At 73.1% G+C, this 25,546-nt stretch carries 22 protein-coding genes; 17 read left to right on the top strand and 5 right to left on the bottom strand.

Features of this window, described 5'->3' with window-relative positions; genetic code table 11:
- Window positions 1-97: 97 nt before the first annotated feature.
- From hisF to hisI, 3 genes are read left to right on the top strand one after another with little or no spacing between them, the layout of a single operon-like run.
- Window positions 98-871: an imidazole glycerol phosphate synthase subunit HisF gene (gene hisF / locus ACIGNX_RS21280; RefSeq protein ID WP_396542384.1), complete on the top strand. Its 774-nt coding sequence runs from the start codon at window positions 98-100 to the stop codon at window positions 869-871.
- Window positions 871-1,248, top strand: a complete 378-nt coding sequence (locus ACIGNX_RS21285; protein ID WP_396542385.1) for a hypothetical protein — start codon at window positions 871-873, stop codon at window positions 1,246-1,248. Before hisF ends, ACIGNX_RS21285 begins: the two co-directional genes overlap by 1 nt.
- Window positions 1,245-1,598 (top strand): phosphoribosyl-AMP cyclohydrolase, encoded by a 354-nt coding sequence (hisI, locus tag ACIGNX_RS21290; protein WP_396542386.1) that lies wholly within the window; start codon window positions 1,245-1,247, stop codon window positions 1,596-1,598. Before ACIGNX_RS21285 ends, hisI begins: the two co-directional genes overlap by 4 nt.
- A 4-nt stretch (window positions 1,599-1,602) precedes the next feature.
- On the opposite strand, the gene ACIGNX_RS21295 is transcribed toward hisI, so the two are convergent.
- Window positions 1,603-2,217: a TetR family transcriptional regulator gene (locus ACIGNX_RS21295; protein WP_396542387.1), complete on the bottom strand. Its 615-nt coding sequence runs from the start codon at window positions 2,215-2,217 to the stop codon at window positions 1,603-1,605.
- A 96-nt stretch (window positions 2,218-2,313) separates the two neighbouring features.
- Between ACIGNX_RS21295 and ACIGNX_RS21300 the strand changes: the two genes are divergently transcribed.
- The 8 genes from ACIGNX_RS21300 (at window position 2,314) to ACIGNX_RS21335 (ending at window position 10,002) form a co-directional block, all read left to right on the top strand.
- Window positions 2,314-3,855, top strand: a complete 1,542-nt coding sequence (locus ACIGNX_RS21300) for an anthranilate synthase component I (RefSeq protein WP_396542388.1) — start codon at window positions 2,314-2,316, stop codon at window positions 3,853-3,855.
- A gap of 112 nt (window positions 3,856-3,967) precedes the next feature.
- Complete coding sequence (locus ACIGNX_RS21305; RefSeq protein WP_396542472.1) at window positions 3,968-4,411, top strand: Trp biosynthesis-associated membrane protein; 444 nt, start codon at window positions 3,968-3,970, stop codon at window positions 4,409-4,411.
- A gap of 209 nt (window positions 4,412-4,620) precedes the next feature.
- Entirely contained in the window at window positions 4,621-5,430 is an 810-nt protein-coding gene (gene trpC / locus ACIGNX_RS21310; protein WP_396542389.1) for an indole-3-glycerol phosphate synthase TrpC, read from the top strand.
- Window positions 5,431-5,464: 34 nt separating this feature from the next.
- Window positions 5,465-6,688, top strand: a complete 1,224-nt coding sequence (trpB, locus tag ACIGNX_RS21315; protein WP_396542390.1) for a tryptophan synthase subunit beta — start codon at window positions 5,465-5,467, stop codon at window positions 6,686-6,688.
- On the top strand, window positions 6,685-7,470 hold the full coding sequence (gene trpA, locus ACIGNX_RS21320; protein ID WP_396542391.1) for a tryptophan synthase subunit alpha: 786 nt from the start codon (window positions 6,685-6,687) through the stop codon (window positions 7,468-7,470). The genes trpB and trpA overlap by 4 nt, the downstream gene beginning before the upstream one ends.
- 150 nt (window positions 7,471-7,620) lie before the next feature.
- Window positions 7,621-8,196, top strand: coding sequence for a Uma2 family endonuclease (locus ACIGNX_RS21325; RefSeq protein WP_396542392.1), 576 nt, complete (start codon window positions 7,621-7,623; stop codon window positions 8,194-8,196).
- Between the two features lie 35 nt (window positions 8,197-8,231).
- Window positions 8,232-9,326 carry a prolipoprotein diacylglyceryl transferase gene (gene lgt / locus ACIGNX_RS21330; protein WP_396542393.1) on the top strand — a complete coding sequence of 365 codons (1,095 nt, stop codon included), beginning with the start codon at window positions 8,232-8,234 and terminating at the stop codon, window positions 9,324-9,326.
- A 7-nt stretch (window positions 9,327-9,333) separates the two neighbouring features.
- On the top strand, window positions 9,334-10,002 hold the full coding sequence (locus ACIGNX_RS21335; protein WP_396542394.1) for a response regulator transcription factor: 669 nt from the start codon (window positions 9,334-9,336) through the stop codon (window positions 10,000-10,002).
- Window positions 10,003-10,009: 7 nt separating this feature from the next.
- Here the strand turns inward: ACIGNX_RS21335 and ACIGNX_RS21340 are convergent, their stop codons facing one another.
- Window positions 10,010-10,540 carry a hypothetical protein gene (locus tag ACIGNX_RS21340; RefSeq protein ID WP_396542395.1) on the bottom strand — a complete coding sequence of 177 codons (531 nt, stop codon included), beginning with the start codon at window positions 10,538-10,540 and terminating at the stop codon, window positions 10,010-10,012.
- Between the two features lie 77 nt (window positions 10,541-10,617).
- On the opposite strand from ACIGNX_RS21340, the gene ACIGNX_RS21345 reads away from it, so the two are divergent.
- On the top strand, window positions 10,618-11,985 hold the full coding sequence (locus ACIGNX_RS21345) for an ATP-binding protein (protein ID WP_396542396.1): 1,368 nt from the start codon (window positions 10,618-10,620) through the stop codon (window positions 11,983-11,985).
- A 42-nt stretch (window positions 11,986-12,027) separates the two neighbouring features.
- Here ACIGNX_RS21345 and ACIGNX_RS21350 read toward each other — a convergent pair whose 3' ends face one another.
- Entirely contained in the window at window positions 12,028-12,960 is a 933-nt protein-coding gene (locus tag ACIGNX_RS21350; protein WP_396542397.1) for a TAXI family TRAP transporter solute-binding subunit, read from the bottom strand.
- A 199-nt stretch (window positions 12,961-13,159) separates the two neighbouring features.
- Between ACIGNX_RS21350 and dctA the strand changes: the two genes are divergently transcribed.
- From dctA to ACIGNX_RS21365, 3 genes are all read left to right on the top strand, one after another.
- Window positions 13,160-14,530: a C4-dicarboxylate transporter DctA gene (dctA, locus tag ACIGNX_RS21355; RefSeq protein ID WP_396542398.1), complete on the top strand. Its 1,371-nt coding sequence runs from the start codon at window positions 13,160-13,162 to the stop codon at window positions 14,528-14,530.
- Between the two features lie 361 nt (window positions 14,531-14,891).
- Window positions 14,892-19,430, top strand: coding sequence for a glutamate synthase large subunit (gene gltB, locus ACIGNX_RS21360; RefSeq protein WP_396542399.1), 4,539 nt, complete (start codon window positions 14,892-14,894; stop codon window positions 19,428-19,430).
- Window positions 19,423-20,928 carry a glutamate synthase subunit beta gene (locus ACIGNX_RS21365; RefSeq protein WP_396542400.1) on the top strand — a complete coding sequence of 502 codons (1,506 nt, stop codon included), beginning with the start codon at window positions 19,423-19,425 and terminating at the stop codon, window positions 20,926-20,928. The genes gltB and ACIGNX_RS21365 overlap by 8 nt, the downstream gene beginning before the upstream one ends.
- A 46-nt stretch (window positions 20,929-20,974) precedes the next feature.
- Here ACIGNX_RS21365 and ACIGNX_RS21370 read toward each other — a convergent pair whose 3' ends face one another.
- The gene (locus ACIGNX_RS21370) at window positions 20,975-22,930 is read right to left on the bottom strand and encodes a helicase-associated domain-containing protein (protein WP_396542401.1); all 1,956 of its coding nucleotides are present in this window, start codon (window positions 22,928-22,930) and stop codon (window positions 20,975-20,977) included.
- Between the two features lie 92 nt (window positions 22,931-23,022).
- On the opposite strand from ACIGNX_RS21370, the gene ACIGNX_RS21375 reads away from it, so the two are divergent.
- Window positions 23,023-23,679 (top strand): DUF2461 domain-containing protein, encoded by a 657-nt coding sequence (locus ACIGNX_RS21375; RefSeq protein WP_396542473.1) that lies wholly within the window; start codon window positions 23,023-23,025, stop codon window positions 23,677-23,679.
- A gap of 7 nt (window positions 23,680-23,686) precedes the next feature.
- Here the strand turns inward: ACIGNX_RS21375 and ACIGNX_RS21380 are convergent, their stop codons facing one another.
- Window positions 23,687-24,037: a VanZ family protein gene (locus ACIGNX_RS21380; RefSeq protein WP_396542402.1), complete on the bottom strand. Its 351-nt coding sequence runs from the start codon at window positions 24,035-24,037 to the stop codon at window positions 23,687-23,689.
- An 82-nt stretch (window positions 24,038-24,119) separates the two neighbouring features.
- Between ACIGNX_RS21380 and pyk the strand changes: the two genes are divergently transcribed.
- The gene (gene pyk, locus ACIGNX_RS21385) at window positions 24,120-25,544 is read left to right on the top strand and encodes a pyruvate kinase (protein ID WP_396542403.1); all 1,425 of its coding nucleotides are present in this window, start codon (window positions 24,120-24,122) and stop codon (window positions 25,542-25,544) included.
- The last annotated feature ends 2 nt before the right edge of the window (window positions 25,545-25,546 follow it).

Genomic DNA, 25,546 nt, shown 5'->3' on the forward strand with positions numbered 1-25,546 from the left:
CCACCCGGCCCGCGAATCCCACGTTCGTGTTCCGGGGCGTTGCCGCGCCCGGGCACCGGCGGAGGGCCGCCGCGCGTCCCCACGTAGGCTTTTACCCATGTCAGTCGCGGTGCGCGTGATCCCCTGCCTGGACGTCGACCGCGGTCGGGTGGTGAAGGGTGTGAACTTCACCAACCTCGTCGACGCGGGCGACCCGGTCGAGCTGGCCCGCGCCTACGACGCCGAGGGCGCGGACGAGCTGACGTTCCTGGACGTGACGGCCTCCTCCGGCGACCGCGAGACCACGTTCGACGTGGTCCGCCGCACGGCCGAGCAGGTGTTCATCCCGCTGACCGTGGGCGGCGGCGTGCGCAGCGCCGAGGACGTGGACAAGCTGCTGCGCTCGGGCGCGGACAAGGTGAGCGTGAACACCGCGGCGATCGCCCGCCCCGAGCTGCTGGGCGAGCTGTCCCGCCGGTTCGGCGCGCAGTGCATCGTGCTGTCGGTGGACGCCCGCCGCGTGCCCGAGGGCGAGCCGCCGACCCCCTCGGGCTTCGAGGTCACCACGCACGGCGGTCGCCGGGGCACCGGCATCGACGCGGTCGAGTGGGCCGCGCGCGGCCAGGAGCTGGGCGTCGGCGAGATCCTGCTCAACTCCATGGACGCCGACGGCACGAAGGCCGGGTTCGACCTGGAGCTGATCCGGCTGACCCGCGAGGTGGTCGACGTGCCGCTGATCGCCAGCGGCGGCGCGGGCGCGGTGGAGCACTTCGCGCCCGCCGTGGCCGAGGGCGCGGACGCCGTGCTCGCCGCCAGCGTGTTCCACTTCGGCACGCTGCGCATCGGCGACGTCAAGCGGAGCCTGCGGGACGCCGGCGTGGAGGTGCGCTGATGCTCACCCCGCGCAACGCGCCCACCGAGGCGTTCCTCGCCACGCTGATCGGCGCGGTGGGCGGCCTCGTGTTCGTGCTCATGGGCCTCGTCCAGTGGCAGGTCGAGGACGACCCGACCTGGGTCAGGTTCCCGGTGATCGTCGCGGTGCTGGAGCTGCTCGCCGTCGGCGGCCTGGTGGCCGGCTGGCGCCCGGCCCGGCTGACCGCCGCGTTCGTGTTCGGCCTGGTGGCGCTCATCCACCTGCTCGCCGTGCTCAACCAGGGCCCGGTGTGGCTGCGGGTGCTGTCCGGCCTGCTGTCCGCGGCGCACGTCTTCGCCGTGGTGCTGCTCAACACGAAGCCCGCCCGGCTCTACTTCTTCGGAGGACAGCGTTGACCAGCGCGCTCGACCCGTCCATCGCCTCCCGCCTCAAGCGCACCGCCGACGGGCTGGTGTGCGCGGTGGTGCAGCGGCGGGGCACCGGTGAGGTGCTGATGGTGGCGTGGATGGACGACGAGGCCCTGCACCGCACCCTCACCACGCGCCGCGCCACGTACTACTCGCGCAGCAGGCAGCAGCTGTGGGTGAAGGGCGAGACGTCCGGGCACGCGCAGTACGTGCACGAGGTGCGGCTGGACTGCGACGGCGACGCGCTGCTGCTGGTCGTGGACCAGGTCGGCGCGGCCTGCCACACCGGTGACGCGACCTGCTTCGACGCGACCGTGCTGCTGGGGCCGGCCGACTGACCGCTCAGCCCAGGTCGCCGGTCAGGTAGCGCTGGAGGGTGGGCGCGATGGCCTTGACCATGGTGTCGACGTCCGCCGAGGCGAACGGCTCGAACCGCACGACGTAGCGGACCATGCCCATGCCGAAGATCTGGCTGGCCGCGAGGGTCGCGCGCAGCTCGCCGTCCGGGGCGCCCAGGTGCGTGACGATCCGCTTGAGCAGGGTCTGCACGAAGAACCCGCGCAGCACCTCGGCCACCTGGTCGTGCGAGGTCACGCTGCGCACCATCGCGGCGAACTGGCCGCCCCCGATCGGGTCCCAGATGCCGATGAAGTTGCGCACGATCCGCTCGCCGATCTCCTCGTCCGGGCCGTCGAGCAGGCGTTCGACCAGCGCGTTCGGGTCGATCGGCACCTGGAGCACGGCCTTGGCGAACAGCGCCTCCTTGCCGCCGAACCAGTGGTTGACCATCGCCGCGTCCACCCCCGCCCGCGCGGCGATGGACCGGACGGTCGCGCCCTCGTAGCCGCGTTGGACGAACACCTCGCGCGCGGCGGCCAGGAGCGCGGCCTTGGTGTCCTCGCCGCCCGTGCGGCGACCGCGGCGCTTGGGTTCGGTGTGGTGGGAGCCCTCGTTCACGTCCATCATCATGCGTGATGGCCGCCCGGATTTCAACGTACGTTGAAATAGGGCCCGGTCGAGCACCCGTATAGGTACGGCCTGCACAATGTCGCCATGGTGAGCGTCATCGGTGCAGGTGCGGGTCTGGGCGAGGTCAGCCCGACGCGCGAGGAGTTCCGCGAGCTCGCCGCGCAGCGGCGGGTCATCCCGGTGGTGCGGCGGCTGCTGGCGGACGCGGAGACGCCCGTCGGGCTGTACCGCAAGCTCGCGGCGGACCGGCCGGGCACGTTCCTGTTCGAGTCGGCCGAGAACGGTCGGTCCTGGTCCCGCTGGTCGTTCGTCGGCGCGCGCAGCGCCGGCGCGCTGACCGCGACCGGCGGCGAGGCGTTCTGGCTCGGACCGCGCCCCGTGGGCCTGCCCGAGGGCGGCGACCCGCTCGTGGCGCTGCGCGAGACCATCGAGGTGCTGCGGACCGACCCACTGCCCGGCCTGCCGCCGTTGACCGGCGGGATGGTCGGCTACATCGGCTACGACGCCGTGCGGCGGCTGGAGCGGCTGCCGTCGCTGGCCGAGGACGACCTCCAGGTGCCGGAGCTGGTGATGCTGCTGGCCACCGACCTGGCCGCGCTGGACCACCACGAGGGCACCGTCACGCTCATCGCCAACGCCATCAACTGGGACGACTCGCCGGAACGGGTGGACGCCGCCTACGACGACGCCGTGGCCCGCCTCGACGCGATGACGCAGGACCTGCAGAGCCCCGCGCCGCCCACGGTCGCGGTGTTCGCCCGGCCGAAGCCCGAGTTCACCCGCCGGCGCACGCAGCGGGAGCACTACGCCGTCGTGGAACGGGCCAAGGAGGCCATCCGGGCCGGCGAGGCGTTCCAGGTCGTGCTGTCGCAGCGGTTCGAGATGCGCACCACCGCCGACCCGCTCGACATCTACCGGGTGCTGCGCACGTCCAACCCGAGCCCGTACATGTACCTGCTGCGGCTGGACGACTTCGACATCGTCGGGTGCAGCCCGGAGTCCCTGGTCACCGTGCGCGACGGGAAGGCGACCACCCACCCGATCGCGGGCACGCGGTGGCGCGGTGTGGACGACGAGGAGGACGCGCTGCTGGAGAAGGACCTGCTGGCCGACCACAAGGAGCGCGCCGAGCACCTGATGCTGGTCGACCTGGGGCGCAACGACCTCGGGCGGGTGTGCAAGCCGGGTTCGGTGACGGTGGTCGACTTCTTCAAGGTCGAGCGGTACAGCCACGTGATGCACATCGTGTCCACGGTCAGCGGCGAGCTGGCCGAGGGGCGGACGGCGTTCGACGCGGTGGCGGCCTGCTTCCCGGCGGGCACGCTGTCCGGCGCGCCGAAGCCGCGCGCGATGGAGCTGATCGAGGAGCTGGAGCCGACCCGGCGGGGCCTGTACGGGGGCGTGGTGGGCTACCTGGACTTCGCGGGCGACGCGGACACGGCGATCGCCATCCGCACCGCCCTGGTGCGCGACGGCGTGGCGTACGTGCAGGCCGGCGGGGGCATCGTGGCCGACTCCGACCCGGTCGCCGAGGACAACGAGTGCCTGAACAAGGCGGGCGCGGTCCTGTCCGCCATCGCGACCGCGCAGACGATGGCCCCGGCGGTGGACCCGGCCCGTGTCTGACCCAGCCGCATCGGACCCGGCCGCATCGGAACCGGCCGCATCGGAACCGGCCGCATCGGACCTGCCCGAACCGCGCCCGCCCGCCGCCCGGCCCGGGAGGCGTCCACTGTGGATCGTGGTGGCACTGTTGCTGCTCGGCGCGGTCGCGCTGTGGGGCGCTTCCGCGATGACCTGGGACGCTTCGGCGCACCGAAGCGGCGGCGAGGTCGTGCCCGCGCTCACCCCCTTGGCGCTGCTGTGCCTGGCCGCCATCGCCGCCGTGGTGGCGCTGAGCGGTTGGGTGCGGCGCGTGCTCGGGGTCGTCGTCCTGCTCGCGGGCCTGGCCGCGGGGTTCCAAGGAGTGGACGCCGACGGCCCCGTGACCGGTCGCGGGCTCGTGCTGCTCGGCGCGCTGCTCGTGGTGGCGGCGGGCGCGCTGCTCGTCCTGCGCGGTTCGGCCATGCCGCGCCTGGGTGGCGGCTACCAGACGCCCGGCGCGGCCAAGCGGACCGCCGATCCCGAGCGCGAGCTGTGGAACGCGCTGGAGCGCGGCGACGATCCCACGGACCGGGACTGACCGGCCGCTGACCGCGGGCTGACGCGCGGGCGCCGCACGTTTGCGCACGTCGGCTCGCGACAGCCTTCGTCAACTGGGCGAACGTGCCCACCCTGTGGCCGGACGCGGTTCGCGGCGGGGTTAGCATCCTCGTGGCGGGAAGGGGAGCATGACGTGCGGGAGCTTGCGACTGAACCGGAAAGCGTGACGGAGTCGAGCGAGGTGCTCGGATGACCGTGCTGGAATCGATCATCGAGGGCGTCCGCGAAGACCTGGCCGAGCGCGAGGCGGCACTGCCGTTCGACGTGCTGAGGGAGAAGGCGGCGAAGGTGCCGCCGCCGCAGGACGTGATGTCGATCCTGCGCGGTCCGGGCGTCGGCGTGATCGCCGAGGTCAAGCGGCGCAGCCCGTCCAAGGGGCAGCTGGCCGACATCCCGGAGCCCGCGGAGCTGGCCGCGCAGTACGAGCTGGGCGGCGCGCGGGCGATCAGCGTGCTGACCGAGCAGCGCAGGTTCGGCGGGTCGCTGGAGGACTTCGACGCGGTGCGCGCGGCGGTGGGCGTCCCCCTGCTCCGCAAGGACTTCATCGTCAGCCCGTACCAGGTGCACGAGGCGCGGCTGCACGGCGCGGACCTGGTGCTGCTCATCGTGGCGGCGCTGGAGCAGAACGCGCTGGTGTCCCTGCTCGACCGGGTGGAGTCGCTGGGCATGACGGCCCTGGTCGAGGTGCACACGGCCGAGGAGGCCGACCGCGCGCTGGAGGCGGGCGCGAGCGTCATCGGCGTGAACGCGCGCAACCTGCACACCCTGGAAGTGGACAAGGACGTGTTCGGGCGGATCGCGCCCGGCCTGCCCTTCGACACCATCAAGGTCGCCGAGTCCGGGGTCTCGGGTCCGGGCGACCTGATGGCCTACGCCGGCGCGGGCGCCGACGCGGTGCTGGTCGGCGAGAGCCTGGTGACCAGCGGCGACCCCAAGGTCGCGGTGAACAAGCTGGTGACGGCGGGCTCCCACCCCGCGTGTCCCCGGCCCAGTCGATAAGTCACAGCCGGCAGCACCGGCAGGAGGAGAGCGCATGGCGCGCGGCCAGTTGGCTCCGACACCCCACGACCCCGACGAGCGGGGCCACTTCGGGCCGTGGGGCGGCCGGTTCATGCCGGAAGCGCTCATCGCCGCGGTGGACGAGCTCGCCGCGTTCTACGAGAAGGCGCGGGTCGACCCGGAGTTCCTCGACGAGTTCGCCCGGCTGCTGCGCGACTTCGCCGGGCGGCCCTCGCTGCTCACCGAAGCGCCCAAGTTCGCCGCGCACGCGGGCGGCGCGCGGGTGTTCCTCAAGCGCGAGGACCTCAACCACACCGGGTCGCACAAGATCAACAACGTGCTCGGCCAGGCGTTGCTGACCAAGCGGATGGGCAAGAAGCGGGTCATCGCCGAGACCGGCGCGGGCCAGCACGGCGTGGCCACGGCCACCGCCTGCGCCCTGATGGGCCTGGACTGCGTCATCTACATGGGCGAGGTCGACACCGAGCGGCAGTCGCTCAACGTGGCCCGGATGCGGCTGCTCGGCGCGCGGGTCATCCCGGTCAAGACCGGTTCGCGGACCCTCAAGGACGCGATCAACGAGGCGCTGCGCGACTGGGTCGCCAACGTCGACGACACGCACTACCTGCTGGGCACGGCCGCAGGCCCGCACCCGTTCCCGGTGCTGGTTCGCGACTTCCACCGGATCATCGGCACCGAGGCGCGCGAGCAGATCCTGGAGAAGGCGGGCAGGCTGCCCGACGTCGTCGCCGCGTGCGTCGGCGGCGGGTCGAACGCGATCGGCATCTTCCACGGCTTCATCGACGACCCGTCCGTGCGGCTGGTCGGCCTGGAGCCGGGCGGTGACGGCATCGACACGGCCCGCCACGGGGCCACGCTGACCGCCGGCACGCCCGGTTCGCTGCACGGTGCGATGTCCTACGTGCTCCAGGACGACGACGGGCAGATCGCCGAGGCGCACTCCATCTCGGCCGGCCTGGACTACCCCGGCGTCGGGCCCGAGCACGCGTTCCTCAAGGACAGCGGGCGCGCGGAGTACCGGCCGGTGACCGACGCCCAGGCCATGGAGGCGTTCGCGCTGCTCTCCCGCGAGGAGGGCATCATCCCGGCGGTCGAGTCGGCCCACGCGCTGGCCGGCGCGCTGGTGCTGGGCCGCGAGCTGGGACCGGACGGGCTGATCCTGGTCAACCTGTCCGGGCGCGGCGACAAGGACATGGACACCGCGATCAAGTGGTTCGGGCTGGGGGTGGAGTCGTGAGCAGGCTTGGTCCGGTCTTCTCGGCTTGTCGGGCGGAGTCGCGGGCGGCGCTGATCGGGTACCTGCCCGCCGGCTACCCCTCGGTCGAGGGCTCGAAGGACGTGCTGCGGGCGATGGTGGCGTCCGGGTGCGACGTGGTGGAGGTCGGCCTGCCGTTCTCCGACCCGGTGATGGACGGCGTGACGATCCAGCGCGCGGCCGAGCAGGCGTTGCGCGGCGGGTTCCGGGTGCGCGACCTGTTCGGCGTGGTCGAGTCGGTGGCGACGGCGGGTGGCAGCGCGGTCGTGATGACGTACTGGAACCCGGTGCTGGCCTACGGGGTGGACCGGTTCGCGCGCGACCTGGCGGCGGCCGGCGGGCTCGGCGTGATCACGCCCGACCTGGTGCCCGACGAGGGCGCGGCGTGGATCGAGGCCACCGACGCGCACGACCTCGACCGGATCTTCCTGGTCGCGCCGTCGTCCACCGAGGAGCGGATCGACCTGACGGCCCGCTCGTCGCGCGGGTTCCTGTACGCGACCTCCGTCATGGGCGTCACCGGCGCGCGCGACGTCGTGTCGTCGGCCGCCCCGGCGCTGGTCGAGCGGGTGCGCGAGCACACGGACCTGCCCATCGGGGTCGGGCTGGGCGTGCGGAACGGCGCGCAGGCGGCGGAGCTGGCGGCGTTCGCGGACGGCGTCATCGTGGGCTCGGCGTTCGTGTCGGCGGTGCAGGACGGGACCGTGGAGGCCCTGACGGTCGACTTGGCCACCGGGGTGCGCCAGGCGGCGGCAGCCGTTTAGCACGCACGTTCGAGTGAACTGCGCCGTCCGGAGGCGCTGAGGCGGCTTCTTCGTCGGTGCGCGTCGGCATGCTGGGCTCGTGATCAAGCTCATCCACGACCCGGCGTGCGACACTGGCGTGCGTCGGGCTGCTCCCGGAGGTGATGGCGCATGGCTCTGCCGGCGGACCACGGGCACGACCCCGGCCAGGCCGCTCCCTGGTTCCGGCACGAGGGGCCGTGGACCGTCGAAGAGGTCCTCGCGCTGCCCGAGGATCCTTCGCAGCGGATCGAAGTGGTCGACGGGGCGCTCCTCGTGAGCCCGCTCGGCACGGGCCGGCACCAGATGCTGGTCGGGGACTTCTACGCCGCACTGCGAGCGGCCTGTCCGTCGGATTATGAGGTCATGCCGGGCGTCAACGTCGGCCTGTCGGGCGGTCGGATGATCATCCCGGACTTCACCGTCAACTCGGCGGGGTTCCGCGGGCTCCTGCTACCGGTGGAGGACCTGCTCCTGGCGGGCGAAGTGCTGTCCCCGAGCACGCGCCTGCAGGACCTCGTCCTCAAGAAGCAGCTCTACGCCGAGGCAGGCGTGCCGTTCTACCTGATCGCCGATCCGAAGCACGGCGACTCGGTCGCGACCCTGTACGAGCTGGACGGTGTGGAGTACGTCGAGGTGGTGCGCAGCACGGGTGGGGTGCTGGAGCTCGAACGACCCTTCCCGGTAACAATCGAGCTGTCCCGGTAGGGCGACCGGCGGCACCCACTACGGTGGTGGCCGTGGTGACGACTTACCTCGCGACGATCCCGAGCCCGGACCAGGGCGTCTGGCAGCTGGGGCCGATCCCGATCCGCGCCTACGCGCTGTGCATCATCCTCGGCATCATCCTCGCCATCTGGTGGGGTGAGCGCCGCTGGGTGGCGCGGGGCGGGCTCAAGGGCGAGGTCACCGACATCGCCGTCTTCGCGGTCCCGTTCGGCCTGGTCGGCGGCCGGCTCTACCACGTCGCCACGGACCACCAGAAGTACTTCGGCGAAGGCCGCAACCCCCTGGAGGCCCTCGCCATCTGGAACGGCGGCCTCGGCATCTGGGGCGCCATCGCGCTGGGCGGCGTCGGGGCGTGGATCGCGTGCCGCCGCAAGGGCATCCCGCTGCCCGCGATGGCGGACGCGCTGGCGCCCGGCATCGTCACCGCGCAGGCGATCGGCCGCCTCGGCAACTACTTCAACCAGGAGCTCTACGGCGGTCCCACCACGCTGCCGTGGGGCCTGGAGATCTACGAGCGGGTCGATCCGGAGACCGGCTTCAAGGACGAGCTGGGCGGCGTGGCGCTCGACCACACGCCGATCGAGGTCGTGCACCCGACGTTCCTCTACGAACTGCTGTGGAACCTCGGCGTCGCGCTGCTCATCGTGTGGGCCGACCGCAGGTTCCGCCTCGGCCACGGCCGCGTGTTCGCGCTGTACGTGGCGGGCTACACGGCGGGCCGGTTCTGGATCGAGCTGATGCGCACGGACCCGGCGACCCAGGTGTTCGGCCTCCGCATCAACGTCATCACGTCGGTCGTGGTGTTCCTCGGGGCGGTCGCCTACTTCCTGATCGCCGCGAGGAAGGGCGAGCGGGAGGTCATCGTGCGCGAGCCGGCCGACGGGACGGCCGCGGAGACGACCGCCGGAACGACCGCGGAGACGACCGCCGGCTCCACGGGCGGGAGCGCCGACGGGGACGTCGAGCGGCCGGTGGACGCCCAAGGGTCGTCCGCGCCGGACGCGGGTGCCGCTCCCGACCGCCCGGCGGACGTCCGGCGGTCGACCGTGCCCGACACCAAGGCCACGCCCGACCGGCCCGCGGACACCGGCGACAAGTCGGACCAGTAGGCGAGCCGTGCGCATCCTCGTCGTCGAAGACGACGACCGGGTGGCGCGCGGCCTGCTCACCGCGCTCCGGCACGCGGGCTACGAGGTCCACCGCGTGGGCACGGCCGCCGCGGCGCTGACCGCCCCACCGGCCGACGTCGTGCTGCTCGACCTGGGCCTGCCCGACGGCGACGGCCTCGACGTGCTGCGCGGGCTGCGCCACCGCACGGGCACCGCGATCATCACCGTCACCGCCCGCGGCGAGGAGCGGGAACGGGTGCTCGGGCTCCGGCTCGGCGCGGACGACTACGTGGTCAAGCCGTTCGGCACCGCGGAGCTGCTGGCCCGCATCGAGGCGGTGCTGCGCCGCACCCGTGCGGCCCGGGCCGCCGAGCGCGAGCGCGAGGTCACGCTCGGCCCCCTCACCCTCGACCCGGCGACCCGCGAGGCCCGGGTCGACGGCGAGCCGGTCGCGCTGACCCGCAAGGAGTTCGACCTGCTCGCCCTGCTCGTCGGCCGCGCGGGCACCGTCGTCAGCCGGGACCTGATCGTGGACCAGGTGTGGCAGGCGCACTGGGAAGCGCCCTCGCGCACGCTGGACACCCACATCGCCGCCCTGCGCGGCAAGCTCGGCGACGCCCTGCGCATCGAGACGATCCGGGGTGTGGGCTACCGGGTGGCGGCCCACACCCCCTGACCGGTCGTCACCAGGTGTGGGCGACGTCCACCACGACCCGGTTGCTCAGCGTGAACACCCGGAACGGCAGCAGGGCCCGCACGCCGAGCCCCACCGTGGTCTGCCCCTCGAACGACCCGGCCCACGCCACCTGCCGGAACGTCTGGTAGCCGGTGACGTCGACCAGCTCCGACCCGTTCGGGAACGTGTACGTCGGGTTGCCGTTCTGGTCGTAGGCGGGCGACTTCACCGTGATCTGCAGCTTCGCGCCCCCGCGCAGCGGCACCGGCTTGCCGGAGCCCTCGTGGACGACCTCGGACACGTACTGCACCGCGTAACCGTCGTTCGTGCCGGCGAAGTCGAACACCAGCCGGTCGTAGCACTCCTGCTGACCGGCCCGGATGTTCGTCAGCGCACCGGTGGTGGTCTGGGTGGCGACCTTGGCCCCCGAGCCCCAGTCGACCGGTGCGCAGGCGGCGGGTGCGGCGGACGCCGTCAGCGGCGCCGCCACCGCGATCGCGGTCACCGCCGCGAGCGTCAGCGCAATCTTGCGTAGCATGCTCATTCCCCCTTCCGCGGGCCGGAACCGGCCCACACCGATTGTGACGCGCACCACCTCCGGGAGGTTGCCCCCGCGTGCTGCGCCGGTTGCTCGCCCTCGTCGTGCCGCTGCTGGTCGCCCTGGTGGCGGCCCTCGGCGTGCCGCTCGCGTTCGCCGTGGTGCAGCGGGAGAGCCAGGAGACCTACCTCGACCGGCTGGGTGACGCGAGCCGGTTCGCGTCGCTGGCCGAGAACGCCCTGGCGTCGAACCGGCTGACCGCGCTGCGCGAGGAGCTGGTGCGCTACGACCGGCTCTACGGCATCCCGGCCGCCCTGGTCGGCACCGACGGCACGGTGCTGGAGTCGTCGCGCCGGCCGTTCCCGCTGACGGACCCGACCGTGCGGGTGGGCCTGGAGGCGGCGTTCGGCGGGTACCGCGGCGACACGGACCAGTCGGTGTGGCCGTGGGAGCGGGTCGACCTCGTCGTGGTCGAACCCGTGGGCCGCGACAGCGAGGTGGTGGCCGCGGTCGTGACGATCTCCCCGACCGACGGGCTGCGCTCGGCGGTCCTGCGCCAGTGGGGCGTGCTCGCGCTGATCGGCCTGGTGCCCATGCTGGGGGTGGTGGCGGTCGCGTGGCCGATGTCGCGCTGGGTGCTGCGCCCGGTCCGCAAGCTCGACGAGGCGACCGCCGCCGTGGCGGGCGGCCACCTCGACGCCCGCGCCGACGAGGTGGGCGGCCCGCCGGAGCTGCGCCGCCTCGCCGCGAGCTTCAACGCCATGGTCGACGTGGTCGGCCGGGCCCTGCGCCGGCAGCGCGCGTTCGTCGCGGACGCCTCCCACCAGCTGCGCAACCCCCTGGCGAGCCTCCGCCTGGCGGTGGACAACCTGGAGCCGCACGTCGTGGGCGAGGCGGGCCGCGAGGCGCAGCGCATCGCGGTGGACGAGGCGGAGGAGATGGGCCGCGTGCTGGACGCCCTGCTGGCCGCCACCCGCCTCGACAGCGCCTCCGCCGCCGAACCGGTCGAGGTGGACGCCCTGCTCACCACGCACGTCCCCGGCTGGCGCGCCCTGGCGGGCGACCTGGACCTGGAGGTCACCGTCCCGCCCGGCCTGCGCGTGCTGGAGCCGCCCGGCGGGCTGGGCAGCGTGCTGGACGAACTCGTCGGCAACGCCATCCGGCTCTCCGGCGGGACGCGGGTGCGGATCTGGGGCGCCACCGCCGGGGATCACGTCGAGCTGCACGTCACCGACGACGGCACGGGGCTGGCGGACGACGAGCGGGTCGACGCGATGCGCCGCTTCTGGCGCGCGCCGCGCCACCAGAACACCCCCGGCACGGGCCTGGGGCTCGCGATCTGCGCCGAGCTGATCGAGTCGGCGGGCGGCGAGCTGGTGCTGCGGCCCGCGCCGCCGCACGGCCTGGACGCCGTGGTCCGCCTCACCGCGCAGCCGGCCGGCTGAGCCTCGGTGGTGGGCTTCGGCGCTGGGCCTCGGTGCTGAACCTCAGCGCTTGGTCGAGCGGAACCAGCGCTCCGCGCCGTGGTGCAGGGGCACCTGGCCGGTGGCGATGCCCGTCCGCACGTTGATCCGGCTCGCCTCCGGGTGGCCGGCCGCGATCCGCGCCGACTGGGTGAACACGGTGCGCGTCACCACCTCGACCACGTCGTCGTCCAGCGCCGTGCGCGCCAGCAGCAGGTTCGGCACGGCGAAGGTGTGGCACGGGCCGAGGTCGCCGTACGTCGTGGCCGGGATGGTGGCCGGCACGTACGGGCCCGGGTACGCCCGCGCGAGCCGCTCCGCCTCGGCGGGCAGGTCCAGCAGGCGCAGCGGGAACGCGCGCAGCGCGTCGGTGATCGCGGGCGTCGGGATGCCGGTGAGGGCCAGGACCGCGTCCAGCCCGCCCGACGCCAGCCGCCGGGCCGCCTCGGCGTGCGTCATCCGCCGCGCGTCCACCTCGATGCCCAGCAGCGACAGCAGGCGGGTCGCGGTGAACTCCGTGCCCGACTCCGACGGGCCGAACGACACCGTGCGGCCGGCCAGGTCGGCCAGGCCCCGCAGCGGCGACGAGGCGGGCACGGCGACCTGCAGGAAGCTGTCGTAGAGCCGGCCGACGGCGCTGATGCCGCCGGGGTCCTCGGCGCTGAGGAGCGCGCCGTCCACCAGCGGGTCCAGGGAGGACAGTCCGAGGTGGACCCGCCCCTCGCGCAGCAGCCGGACGTTCTCCACCGACGCGCCCGTCTGGCGGTCCACCACGCGGGTCGCCGGCAGCTCGTCGGCCAGCGCCGCCGCGAGCGCGCCGCCGACCTCGCGGAACACCGCGCCGTCCGGGCCGGTCGCCAGGACCAGCTCGGCGGGGGCCGGGGGAGCGGTGGCCGAGCACGCGGGCACGGCGCCCGCCAGGGCGGCCAGCAGCACCGAACGCCGGGAGACCCGCACGGGGCGCAGCGTAACCCGCCGCGGCCGCACCCCGTGGCCGTCGGCATCGGTCCGGGCGCGTCGGCGCACCCGTGCCGCCGAGGTGAACGGGGTGTTACGTCAGAGGGATCTGAAGTTTCCGCCCCGCTCCTTGTCGGGGTCCCGGGCTGTGCCCAGGATCACCAACCAACCCCAGTGGTCCCCCTTGCTAGGAGGAGACGTGGTCAGCGCGCAAACACGGGAGCGCACACCGGTCTACCGGCACCTCTACTTCTGGGTGCTGGTCTCGATCGTGCTCGGCGTGGTCGTCGGGTACGCCTTCCCCGCGCAGGCGTCGGGGATGAAGTGGTTGGCCGACTTCTTCATCGCCCTGGTGAAGGTGGTGATCGCGCCGACGATCTTCTGCACGGTCGTGGTCGGCATCGCGGGCCTGGGCAACCTCGCCAAGGCGGGCGGGCTGGCGCTGCGGACCATCCTCTACTTCACCGCGATGACGACGGTGGCGCTGGCGATCGGCCTGCTCGTGGTCAACGTGGTCCAGCCGGGCCACCACGGCGCGCCCATCCCGATCAACGACGGCGCGGCGGAGAAGACGCTCGCCGACGCCAAGACGGCCGAGACCGGCGTGACCGGGTTCATCCTGGGCCTGGTGCCGAAGTCGTTCCTCGGCGCGTTCACCGACGGCCAGCTGATCCAGGTGCTGGTGGTCGCGATCCTGGTCGCGGTGGCCGTGGCGGGCATGGGCAGGCGCGGCGAGAAGGTCGTCTCGGCGCTGGACACCACCGCCAAGGTGATGTTCGGCGTCATCAGGATCGTCATGTACGCGGCGCCGATCGGCGCGTTCGGCGGCATCGCCTACACGATCGGCAAGTTCGGCGGCTCGATCCTGGGCAAGCTGGCGTGGCTGATGGGCTCGTTCTACGCGACCTGCCTGCTGTTCGTCCTGGTGGTGCTCGGCGCGGTGGGGCTGTTCGCCGGATTCTCGATCCTCAAGTTCCTCCGCTACCTCAAGGACGAGCTGCTGATCGTGCTCGGCACGTCGTCGTCGGAGACGGTGCTGCCCCGGATGCTGGTGAAGCTGGAGGCGGCGGGCGCGGACAAGTCGGTGGTGGGGCTCACGATCCCGACCGGCTACTCGTTCAACCTCGACGGCACGTGCATCTACCTGACCATGGGCGCGATCTTCATCGCCCAGGCGACGGGCACGGACGTGGGCCTGGGCACCCAGGTCGGGCTGCTGCTGTTCATGCTGCTGGCCAGTAAGGGCGCGGCGGGCGTCACGGGCGCGGGCCTGGTGACGCTGGCGGCCTCGCTGAGCGCGTTCGAGGGCAACAGCGCCATCCCGGCGGTCGGCATCGCGCTGATCGTGGGCATCGACCGGTTCATGTCCGAGGCGCGGGCGATCACCAACGTCATCGGCAACGGCGTCGGCACCCTCGTGGTGGCGCGGTGGCAGGGCCAGTTGGACCGCGAGCGGTTGCGCGAGGTGCTGGACGACCCGTCACGGGTGGACGTGGACGCCCTGCTCGACCGGCAGCACGGTGACGGCGCCGCCACGGAGCGCGAGGCGGTGACCGCCGGCACCCGTTGACCCGGTCGGGTGAGCCCCCGCGGTCGTCGCCCTCCGCCGGCGGCACGGGGGCTCACCTGCGCGTTCACCTGGAATCAGGCCCACGCCGGACGTGTCGCCTGGCTCTCACCGACGCGCCGGCGGGTCGACCCTCCGTTATGCTTAACAACGCGTAACAAGCCGGCCCCGGTATCGCTCGGACGGGCCGAATCGTTACCCGTCGCCGACCGGGATCACCCGAAGGATGGTGTGGTTCGGTTTCGCGACTGTTAAAGTCGCGTCAACACGCGGGCCATCGTCGTCCCGTGCCCAGCACCCGGATTCCAGGACCTGGACACGAGGACTCGTTCTTTCACCAAGGACGACGAAGGAGGTCTGCGCAGTGATCTTCTCCGCCATCCCGTCCCCGCAGGGGCTCTACGACCCCGCCGCGGAACGTGACGCTTGCGGTGTGGCGATGGTCGCCGACATCAAGGGCCGGCGCTCGCACGACATCGTCGTCGACGCGCTCACCGCGCTGGCCAACCTGGAGCACCGCGGCGCCGCGGGCGCCGAGCCCACCAGCGGCGACGGCGCCGGGATCCTGCTGCAACTGCCGGACGCGTTCCTGCGCGAGGTGCTGGACTTCGAGCTGCCCGAGCCGGGCGGGTACGCGGCGGGCATCGCGTTCCTGCCCGCCGACGAGGAGCCGCGGGCGAAGGCGGTCGCGCTGGCCGAGCGCATCGCGGCCGAGGAGGGCCTGGAGGTCCTGGGCTGGCGCGAGGTGCCGACGGCGCCCGACCACGCGGGCGTCGGCCCCACCGCCCGGTCGGTCATGCCCCACTTCGCGATGCTGCTGGTCCGCGCCGAGAGGGGCCGCACCGGCGTCGAGCTGGACCGCCTTACGTTCGCCCTGCGCAAGCGGGTCGAGCACGAGAGCGCGGCGGCGCACGTCGGCACGTACTTCCCGTCGCTGTCGTCGCGCACGATCGTCTACAAGGGCATGCTGACCACGGGCCAGCTGCCCGCGTTCTTCCCCGACCTGCGCGACGAGCGGCTGGCCAGCGCGATCGCCCTGGTGCACTCGCGCTTCTCCACCAACACGTTCCCGTCGTGGCCGCTGGCGCACCCGTTCCGGTACGTCGCCCACAACGGCGAGATCAACACCGTGCGGGGCAACCGGAACCGGATGCGGGCCCGCGAGGCGCTGCTGGCCTCCGACCTGATCCCCGGCGACCTGACCAGGCTGTTCCCGATCTGCCACCCGGAGGGCTCGGACTCGGCGAGCTTCGACGAGGTGCTGGAGCTGCTGCACCTGGGCGGCCGGAGCCTGCCGCACGCGGTGCTGATGATGATCCCGGAGGCGTGGGAGAACCACACCTCGATGGACCCGAAGCGCCGCGCGTTCTACGAGTTCCACGCGAGCCTGATGGAGCCGTGGGACGGCCCGGCGTGCGTCACGTTCACCGACGGCTCGCTGGTGGGCGCGGTGCTGGACCGCAACGGCCTGCGCCCGGCCCGCTGGTGGCAGACCGCCGACGGCCGCGTGGTGCTCGCCTCGGAGACCGGCGTGCTCGACGTGCCCGCCGACCGGGTCGTGGCCAAGGGCCGGTTGCAGCCCGGGCGGATGTTCCTGGTCGACACCGCCGCCGGTCGCCTGGTCGACGACGACGAGGTCAAGTCGGCGCTCGCCGCGGAGCGGCCCTACGACGAGTGGCTGCACGCCGGCCTGCTGGAGCTGGCCGAGCTGGCCGACCGGGAGCACGTGGTGCAGAGCCACGAGTCCGTGGTGCGCCGCCAGCTCACGTTCGGCTACACCGAGGAGGAGCTGCGGGTCCTGCTCGCCCCGATGTCCACCGCGGGCGCGGAGCCGCTGGGCTCGATGGGCACCGACACCCCGGTGGCGGCGCTCTCGCAGCGCTCCCGGCTGCTCTACGACTACTTCGTGCAGAACTTCGCCCAGGTCACCAACCCGCCGCTGGACGCCATCCGCGAGGAGATCGTCACCAGCGTGTCCCGGGTGATGGGCCCGGAGCAGAACCTGCTGGAGCCGGGCCCGGTCAGCTGCCGGCACATCAAGCTGACCTACCCGGTGATCGACAACGACGAGCTGGCCAAGCTCATCCACATCAACGACGACGGCGACCTGCCGGGCTTCGCGTGCACCGTCCTGTCCGGACTGTACGAAGTGGACGGCGGCGGCCCGGCGCTGGCGGCGGCGGTCGAGCGGGTGCGGCGCGAGGCGTCCGAGGCGATCGCGAACGGCGCCCGCACGCTGGTGCTGTCCGACCGCGACTCCGACCACCGGATGGCGCCGATCCCGTCGCTGCTGCTCGTCTCCGCGGTGCACCACCACCTGGTGCGGACCAAGGAGCGGCTGCGCGTGGCGCTGGTCGTGGAGACCGGCGACGCGCGCGAGGTGCACCACGTCGCGGCGCTGCTGAGCTACGGCGCGGCGGCGGTGAACCCGTACCTGGCCTTCGAGACGATCGAAGACATGATCAACACCGGCGCGGTGACCGGCATCGAGCCGCGCAAGGCCGTGCGGAACTACGTGACTGCCCTGGTCAAGGGCACGTTGAAGATCATGTCGAAGATGGGCATCTCGACCGTCGGCGCGTACACCGCGGCGCAGGTGTTCGAGGCCGTCGGCCTGTCCGGGGAGTTGCTGGACGAGTACTTCACCGGCACGGTGTCCAAGCTCGGCGGCGCGGGCCTGGACGTGCTGGCGGAGGAGGTGGCGCTGCGCCACCGCCGCGCCCACCCGGACAACCCGACCGACCGCGTGCACCGCCGCCTGGAGGTGGGCGGCGAGTACGCCTACCGCCGCGAGGGCGAGCTGCACCTGTTCACGCCCGAGACGGTGTTCCTCCTCCAGCACGCCACCAAGACCGGTCGCGAAGAGGTCTACCGGCGCTACACCGACGAGGTGGAGAAGCTGGCCCGCCAGGGTGGCCTGCTGCGCGGCCTGTTCTCGTTCCGCACCGAGGGCCGCACGCCGATCCCGATCGACGAGGTGGAGCCGGTCTCCTCGATCGTCAAGCGGTTCAACACCGGCGCGATGTCCTACGGGTCGATCTCGGCGGAGGCGCACGAGACGCTGGCCATCGCCATGAACCGGCTCGGCGGCCGGTCCAACAGCGGCGAGGGCGGCGAGGACCCGGAGCGCCTGTACGACCCGGAGCGGCGCAGCGCGGTCAAGCAGGTGGCGTCCGGCCGGTTCGGCGTCACCAGCGAGTACCTGGTCAACGCCACCGACATCCAGATCAAGATGGCGCAGGGCGCGAAGCCCGGCGAGGGCGGCCAGCTGCCCGGCTACAAGGTCTACCCGTGGATCGCGCGGACCCGGCACTCCACGCCGGGCGTCGGCCTCATCTCGCCGCCGCCGCACCACGACATCTACTCGATCGAGGACCTGGCGCAGCTCATCCACGACCTGAAGAACGCCAACGAGCAGGCCCGCGTGCACGTGAAGCTGGTCAGCGAGGTCGGCGTCGGCACGGTCGCGGCGGGCGTGGCGAAGGCGCACGCGGACGTCGTGCTGATCTCCGGCCACGACGGCGGCACCGGCGCGTCGCCGCTGAACTCGCTCAAGCACGCCGGCACGCCGTGGGAGATCGGCCTGGCCGAGACGCAGCAGACGTTGCTGCTCAACGGCCTGCGCGACCGGATCACCGTGCAGGTGGACGGCGCGATGCGCACGGGTCGCGACGTCGTGGTGGCCGCGCTGCTGGGCGCGGAGGAGTTCGGCTTCGCGACCGCGCCGCTGATCGTCGAGGGCTGCGTGATGATGCGGGTCTGCCACCTGGACACGTGCCCAGTCGGCATCGCCACGCAGAACCCCGAGCTGCGCAAGCGCTTCACCGGCCAGGTCGACCACGTGGTGAACTTCTTCCACTTCGTGGCGCAGGAGGTCCGGGAGCTGCTGGCCTCGCTCGGCTTCCGCACGATCGACGAGGCCGTCGGCCACGCCGAGTTGCTGCGGACCGACGAGGCCGTCGAGCACTGGAAGGCGGCCGGGCTCGACCTGACCCCGGTGTTCGAGGTGCCCGAGACGCCCTACCGCACGGCCAAGCGCAAGGTCCGCGAGCAGGACCACGGCCTGGCGCAGGCGCTGGACCGCACGCTGCTGCAACTGGCCGACGCGGCGCTGAACGACGCCCGGCCGGTGCGGCTGGAACTGCCGCTGCGCAACGTCAACCGCACCGTCGGCACGCTGCTCGGCGCGGAGGTGACCCGCCGGTTCGGCGGCGACGGCCTGCCCGACGACACGATCCACGTGACGTTCACCGGTTCGGCGGGCCAGTCGCTCGGCGCGTTCATCCCGCGCGGCATCACGCTGGAGATGATCGGCGACGCCAACGACTACGTCGGCAAGGGCCTGTCCGGCGGCCGGATCGTGGTCCGCCCGCACCCCGACGCGCCCTTCGCCGCCGAGCGGCAGGTCATCGCCGGCAACGTGATCGGCTACGGCGCCACGTCCGGCGAGATCTTCCTGCGCGGACGGGTCGGCGAGCGGTTCTGCGTGCGCAACTCGGGCGCGCTGGCCGTGGCCGAGGGCGTCGGCGACCACGCGTTCGAGTACATGACCGGCGGCCGTGCCGTGGTGCTCGGGCCGACCGGCCGCAACCTGGCGGCGGGCATGTCCGGTGGCATCGCCTACGTCCTGGAGCTCGACCCGGCCGCGGTGAACACCGCGATGGTCGAGCTCCAGCGCCCCGGCGCGGAGGACCTGCGCTGGCTGCGCGAGGTGGTGGAGCGCCACCACCAGCTCACCGGTTCGGCGGTGGCCGCGTCGCTGCTCGGCGACTGGCCCCGGCGTTCCGCGTCGTTCACCAAGGTCATGCCCGGCGACTACCAGCGCGTGCTCGAAGCGATGAGGCTCGCCCGCGCGGAGGGCAGGGACGTCGACCAGGCGATCATGGAGGCATCCCGTGGCTGACCCGTACGGCTTCCTCAAGCACTCCCGGTCCGAGCCGAAGAAGCGGCCCGCCGCCGAGCGGCTCACCGACTGGAACGAGGTGTACCTCGACCTCCCGACCGAGCAGCGGGAGGCGGAGGTGCGCACGCAGGCGACGCGGTGCATGGACTGCGGCATCCCGTTCTGCCACTCGGGGTCGGCGGGCTGCCCGCTGGGCAACCTGATCCCCGAGTGGAACGACCTGGTGCGCCGGGGCGACTGGGAGACCGCGTCGGACCGGCTGCACGCGACCAACAACTTCCCGGAGTTCACCGGGCGGCTGTGCCCCGCGCCGTGCGAGGCGGCGTGCGTGCTGTCGATCAGCCACGACGCGGGCGGCCCGGTCGCGATCAAGCGGGTCGAGCAGGCCATCGCCGACGTGTCGTGGGACCAGGGGCTCGTGCGGCCCACCCAGGCGCAGGTGTCGTCGGGCCGCAAGGTCGCCGTAGTGGGCTCCGGGCCTGCCGGGCTGGCGGCGGCGCAGCAGCTCACCCGGGCCGGGCACGAGGTCACCGTCTTCGAGCGGGACGACCGGCTGGGCGGGCTGCTCCGCTACGGCATCCCCGAGTTCAAGATGGAGAAGAAGGTCCTCGACCGGCGGCTCGCGCAGCTCCGCAAGGAGGGCACGAAGTTCGTCACCGGCTGCGAGGTCGGGGTGGACCTGACCGTCGAGGAGCTGCGGGCCCGGTTCGACGCCGTGGTGCTCGCGGTCGGCGCGCTGCGCGGCCGTGACGACACGACGACGCCCGGCCGGTCCCTGCGGGGCGTCCACCTGGCCATGGACCACCTGGTGCCCGCCAACCGCGCGTGCGAGGGCGACGGCCCGGCCGAGGTCGACGCGGCGGGCAAGCACGTCGTGATCATCGGCGGCGGCGACACCGGCGCGGACTGCTACGGCACGGCGACCCGGCAGGGCGCGGCCTCGGTGCTCCAGCTCGACCAGTACCCGATGCCGCCGTCCACCCGCGACCACGACCGCTCGCCGTGGCCGGTGTGGCCGTGGATCCTGCGCACGTACCCCGCGCACGAGGAGGCGGGTGAGCGGAGGTTCGCCGTCGCGGTGGAGGAGTTCCTCGGCGACGACGAGGGCCACGTGCGGCAGATCAAGCTGCGCAAGGTGCGGGTGGAGAAGGACGCCGCCGGCGTCCGCCGGGTCGTGCCGACCTCCGAGGAGGTCGAGGTGCTGCCGGCCGACCTGGTGCTGCTGGCCATCGGCTTCGAGGGCGTCGAGCACCTGCCGCTGCTGGACGGGCTGGGCATCCGGCTCACCGCGCGCGGCACGATCTCGTGCGGCTCGGACTGGCAGACCCAATCGCCCGGCGTGTTCGTCTGCGGTGACGCGCACCGGGGCGCGTCGCTGGTCGTGTGGGCGATCGCCGAGGGCCGCTCGGTGGCCAACGCGGTGGACCGCTACCTGACCGGCTCGTCCGACCTGCCGTCCCCGGTGCTGCCCAACATGCTGCCGCTCGCCGTGGTGTGAGTGCCCCGGCCGCCCCGACAGCGCCGTCGGGGCGGCTCCCCGCGCGTCAGACGCCCGTGACCGCCCGCACCGAGCGGATGCGGCTGACCAGGAACTCGCGGTGCTCGCCGCGGGGCGCGCAGTTCGCCTTCAGGTTGCCCGCCAGGTGGTCCACCGGCGTGATGACGTGCTTGACGGTGCTGCGCGGCCCGTTCGCGACGGCGATCTCCACCGACGTGCGGCTCGCCAGCGCCTCCGCCAGCAGCACCACCTCGGAGTCGCGCAGCACGAGCGACTGGTCGCGCAGCAGCCGCACGGCACCCGTCCGGTGCGACTGCGGCGGCAGCACGACCCTCGGCCGCGGCCGCTCCCGCTCCACCAGCGCCGCCGCCAGCTTCGCCAGCTCCTGCTCGGTCAGCGGCGCCCGCCACCCGCCGGTCGTCCCGCGCGCCTGCGGCACGGCCTCGACGCGGCGCCTGGGCACCCGCTCCACCGCGGCCGTGCCGTCCGCGGCCGACGTCGTCGGCGCGTAACCCGCCGCCCGCAGCAGCGCCAACGTCTCCTCGACCGGCTTCGCCGACGCCAGCACGGTCGGGCCCAGCGGCTGCAAGGACAGCGGCGCCAGCGACCTGTGCGCCGCGATCTCCGCCAGCAGGGCCGGGTCGCCGGTCCGCACGCAGCACGCCACCGGGGTCACGACGACCCGGCCGTGCTCCCGCCCCACCTCCCGCACCAGGGCCGCCAACGCGGGCGGCACGCCGTGCTCGGCCACCGACGCCAGCCGGGCCAGCAGGTCGTCGGCGTCGCGCCCCGCGTCCAGCGCCCGCCGCACGCCTGCGCCGCTGAACCGCCACCCGGTCGCCGTGCGGTCCGCCACGAGGTCGAGCAGCGCGGCCAGCTCCCGCGACGGCAGCCCGACCACCACGGCCGTCAGGTCGGGCCGCAGGTGCGCGGTCGTCGCGGCGGGCGGCACGAACCGGCCCGCCACCTCGGCCACCGCGTCGGCCAGCACCGCGCGGCCCAGCGCGGTCACCGCGCCCAGCGCCACCAGGCCGAGCGCCTCGGCCTCCACCAGCGCCGCCTCCGTCACCACCCGCCCGTGCACGGCGGGCCGCGCCCAGGCCAGCTCCGCCACCACCTCGTGCCGGTGCTCGAACGCCTCGTCCTCGGCCAGCCGCGCGTAGCGCTCCAGCAGGCCGCGCCTGGTCGCCTCGCCCGAGTCCGACGAGGACGCCTCCGGCAGCGCCGGCCGCTGTGCGCCGGGGGCCCACGCCAGCCGCGGCCACGCCTGGACGAGCACCGTGAGCCGCTCCGCGGGCGACGCGGCACGCCACGCGTCGGACCCGACGGTCGGCACCAGCCTGCCGTCGTCCACCGCGAGCAGCCGCGCCTCGACGGCCAACCCGACCCACAACCGCGTCAGCGCCTCGTCCGCCCGCAGCGCGCCCGCGAGCCGCCGCAGCTCCCGCAGGCCCGGACCCGTCGCCCGGCACGCCACGACCTCGTTGTCGCACAGGTCGACCAGCTCCGTCACACCCTCCACGGTGGACGTCGCGGGCGTGGTCGCCGCGCGGTCGGCGAACCCCCGGTCCTGCGGCACGCGGCGCGGTGCGCGCGGCGCGGGCGTGATGCGTCGCGGCGGCTCCTCCTCCAGCGGCCGCAGGCCCGGCGAGGCGACCAGCCGCCCGTCCGCGGACCACACCAGCGCCCTGGCGCGCAACTGGCCCAGCGCCCGCTTCAGCTCCGCCCGCGACGACTTCCCGGTGCACCGCAACCGTTCCGCGAGCACCTCCACGCCGACCTCGTCTCCCGACCGCACCACGGTGTCCAGCACGTCCCGGCACGCCTGGTCGAGCCCGTCGACGGCCGCGCGCAGCGACGCCGTGGTGGTCAACTCGTCCGCCAGCGCCCGCAGCGAGCGGGGACGGCGGTCGGCGGCGTCCCTGCGCAGCGCCAGGACGTCCCGGATCTGACCCGCGTCGAGCTCGCGCAGCCATCCGGCCAGCGCCGATTTCCTACCCACGGGCCGATTATGCACAGAACGTGATCGCCCGGTCTCGCGTTGCGATAAGGCGATCGAATGAGCCACGAATGGACGAACGTAAGCTGTGCGCCGTGGAATTCACCGGCTTCGGCGAACACGCCGTCGACTTCTACGACGGGCTCGTCGCCGACAACTCCAAGGCGTACTGGGACGACAACAGGCACGTCTACCAGCGCGACGTCCGGGAACCCATGGAGGCGCTGCTGGCCGCGCTGGAGCCGGAGTTCGGCAAGGGGAAGGTCTTCCGGCCCTACCGCGACGTGCGGTTCAGCAAGGACAAGAGGCCGTACAAGGACCACTGCGGCGGGGTGGTGGAACTGGGCCGCGGCGGCGGCGCGCACTACGTGCAGCTCGGCACGGAGGGCCTGTTCGTGGCGGGCGGGTCGTTCGCCATGGCGTCCGACCAGCTCGCCCGCTACCGGGAGTCGGTCGCCGACGACGTGCGCGGCCGTGCGCTGGAGCGGGTGCTCGCCGAGCTGGTCGGGGCCGGGTGGGAGCTGCGCGGCGACAAGCTCAAGCGGGCACCGCGCGGGGTCGACGTGGAGCACCCGCGGATCGAGCTGCTCAAGCACAAGCGCCTCTACGCGGCCAGGGTGTGGCCGCCGGACGACGCGCTGCACGAGCGGGACTGCCTGGACCGCGTCCGCGAGGCGTGGCGGCAGGTCACGCCGCTGGTCGACTGGTGCGCCGACCACGTCGGCCTCACCGAGGTGGGCTTCCGCCGCTGACCGGCGCTCAGTCCCCCGAACGGGTGTGGTCGCGGTGGCCGACCCGGCGGGTCAGGAGCCAGCCCAGGCCGACGCCGGCCACGTCGACCAGGCCGTCGAGCACGTCGCCGCTGCGGCCCAGCGAGGTGATGAGCCACTGCAACACTTCCGAGACCGCCGCGTAACCGACGAGACCGAGCGCCAGCGGCCGGACCGGCCACCGCGCGTACCTCCCGGTGCCCATGAGCAGCGCGAACAGCAGGAAGTGCACCACCTTGTCGGTGCCCGGCGGAGCCGTGGGCACACCTGACTCCGGGGTGAACAGCACGATGACGCTGAGCAACACCGCGACCACGAACGGGAGGATTCTGACGCCCACGGGGCAGATTCTGCCTGTTTCGCCGAGATTACCCCCCGGTACATCCTGATCGGTCCAGTGACAGGGACTACTCTGCTGAGACGTGAGTCGACGCGCGAAGATCGTCTGTACGCTTGGTCCTGCCACCGCGACCGAGGACAAGGTCAACGAGCTGGTAGCGGCCGGTATGGACGTGGCCCGGATGAACTTCAGCCACGGCAGCCATGCCGACCACAAGCAGGTCTACGACCTGGTCCGCTCGGCGGCCGACGCCTCGGGCCGCGCGGTGGGCGTCCTGGCCGACCTCCAGGGCCCGAAGATCCGGCTCGGCCGGTTCGCCCACGGCCCCGTGGAGTGGCGCACCGGTGACGTCGTCCGGGTGACCGTGGAGGACGTCGAGGGCACCCACGACCGGGTCTCCACCACCTACAAGCAGCTGGCGCAGGACGCCAAGGTCGGCGACCGGCTGCTGGTGGACGACGGCAAGGTCGGCCTGACCGTCACCGAGGTCGACGGGCCGGACGTGGTCTGCGAGGTCACCGAGGGCGGCCCCGTCAGCAACAACAAGGGCCTCTCGCTGCCCGGCATGGACGTGTCCGTGCCCGCGCTGTCCGAGAAGGACATCGAGGACCTGGAGTTCGCCCTCAACCTGGGCGTGGACTTCATCGCCCTGTCGTTCGTGCGCTCGCCCGCGGACATCGACCTGGTCCACCAGGTCATGGACCGCGTGGGCCACGGCCGCAAGCCGGTGATCGCCAAGATCGAGAAGCCGGAGGCGGTCGACAACCTCGAGGCGATCGTGCTCGCCTTCGACGGCGTCATGGTCGCCCGCGGCGACCTGGGCGTCGAGCTGCCGCTGGAGCACGTGCCGCTGGTGCAGAAGCGGGCCATCCAGATCGCCCGCGAGAACGCCAAGCCGGTCATCGTGGCGACCCAGATGCTCGACTCGATGATCACGAACTCCCGGCCGACCCGCGCCGAGACCTCGGACGTCGCCAACGCGGTGCTCGACGGCGCGGACGCCCTGATGCTGTCCGGCGAGACGTCGGTCGGCCGCTACGCGATCGAGTCGGTCCGGACCATGGGCCGCATCATCGAGGCGGTCGAGACGGAGTCGACCGTGGTGCCGCCGCTGACCCACGTCCCGCGCACCAAGCGCGGCGTGATCTCGTACGCGGCGCGGGACATCGGCGAGCGGCTGAACGCGAAGGCGCTGGTCGCCTTCACCCAGTCCGGTGACACCGTGCGCCGGCTGGCCCGCCTGCACACCCCGCTGCCGCTGCTGGCGTTCACCCCGGAGCCCAGCGTGCGCAGTCAGCTTTCTCTCACCTGGGGCACCGAGACGTTCCTGGTGCCTAAGGTGGACTCGACCGACGAGATGGTCCGCCAGGTGGACCAGTCGATGATCGACATCGGCCGCTACCAGGCGGGCGACCTCGTCGTCGTGGTGGCGGGCTCGCCGCCCGGCACCATCGGCTCGACGAACCTCATCCGGGTCCACCGCCTGGGGGAGGACGACCACGCTTAGGA

Origin of the sequence: Actinosynnema sp. NPDC053489, from assembly GCF_044544865.1 — a bacterium.
Classification (GTDB): domain Bacteria; phylum Actinomycetota; class Actinomycetes; order Mycobacteriales; family Pseudonocardiaceae; genus Actinosynnema.

Excerpts from the sequence above, each read along its gene's own strand:
- hisF (WP_396542384.1), top strand. The coding sequence starts at position 98 with ATGTCAGTCGCGGTGCGCGTGATCCCCTGCCTGGACGTCGACCGCGGT.
- ACIGNX_RS21285 (WP_396542385.1), top strand. The coding sequence starts at position 871 with ATGCTCACCCCGCGCAACGCGCCCACCGAGGCGTTCCTCGCCACGCTG.
- ACIGNX_RS21300 (WP_396542388.1), top strand. The coding sequence starts at position 2,314 with ATGGTGAGCGTCATCGGTGCAGGTGCGGGTCTGGGCGAGGTCAGCCCG.
- trpC (WP_396542389.1), top strand. The coding sequence starts at position 4,621 with ATGACCGTGCTGGAATCGATCATCGAGGGCGTCCGCGAAGACCTGGCC.
- trpB (WP_396542390.1), top strand. The coding sequence starts at position 5,465 with ATGGCGCGCGGCCAGTTGGCTCCGACACCCCACGACCCCGACGAGCGG.
- ACIGNX_RS21325 (WP_396542392.1), top strand. The coding sequence starts at position 7,621 with ATGGCTCTGCCGGCGGACCACGGGCACGACCCCGGCCAGGCCGCTCCC.
- ACIGNX_RS21340 (WP_396542395.1), bottom strand. The coding sequence starts at position 10,540 with ATGCTACGCAAGATTGCGCTGACGCTCGCGGCGGTGACCGCGATCGCG.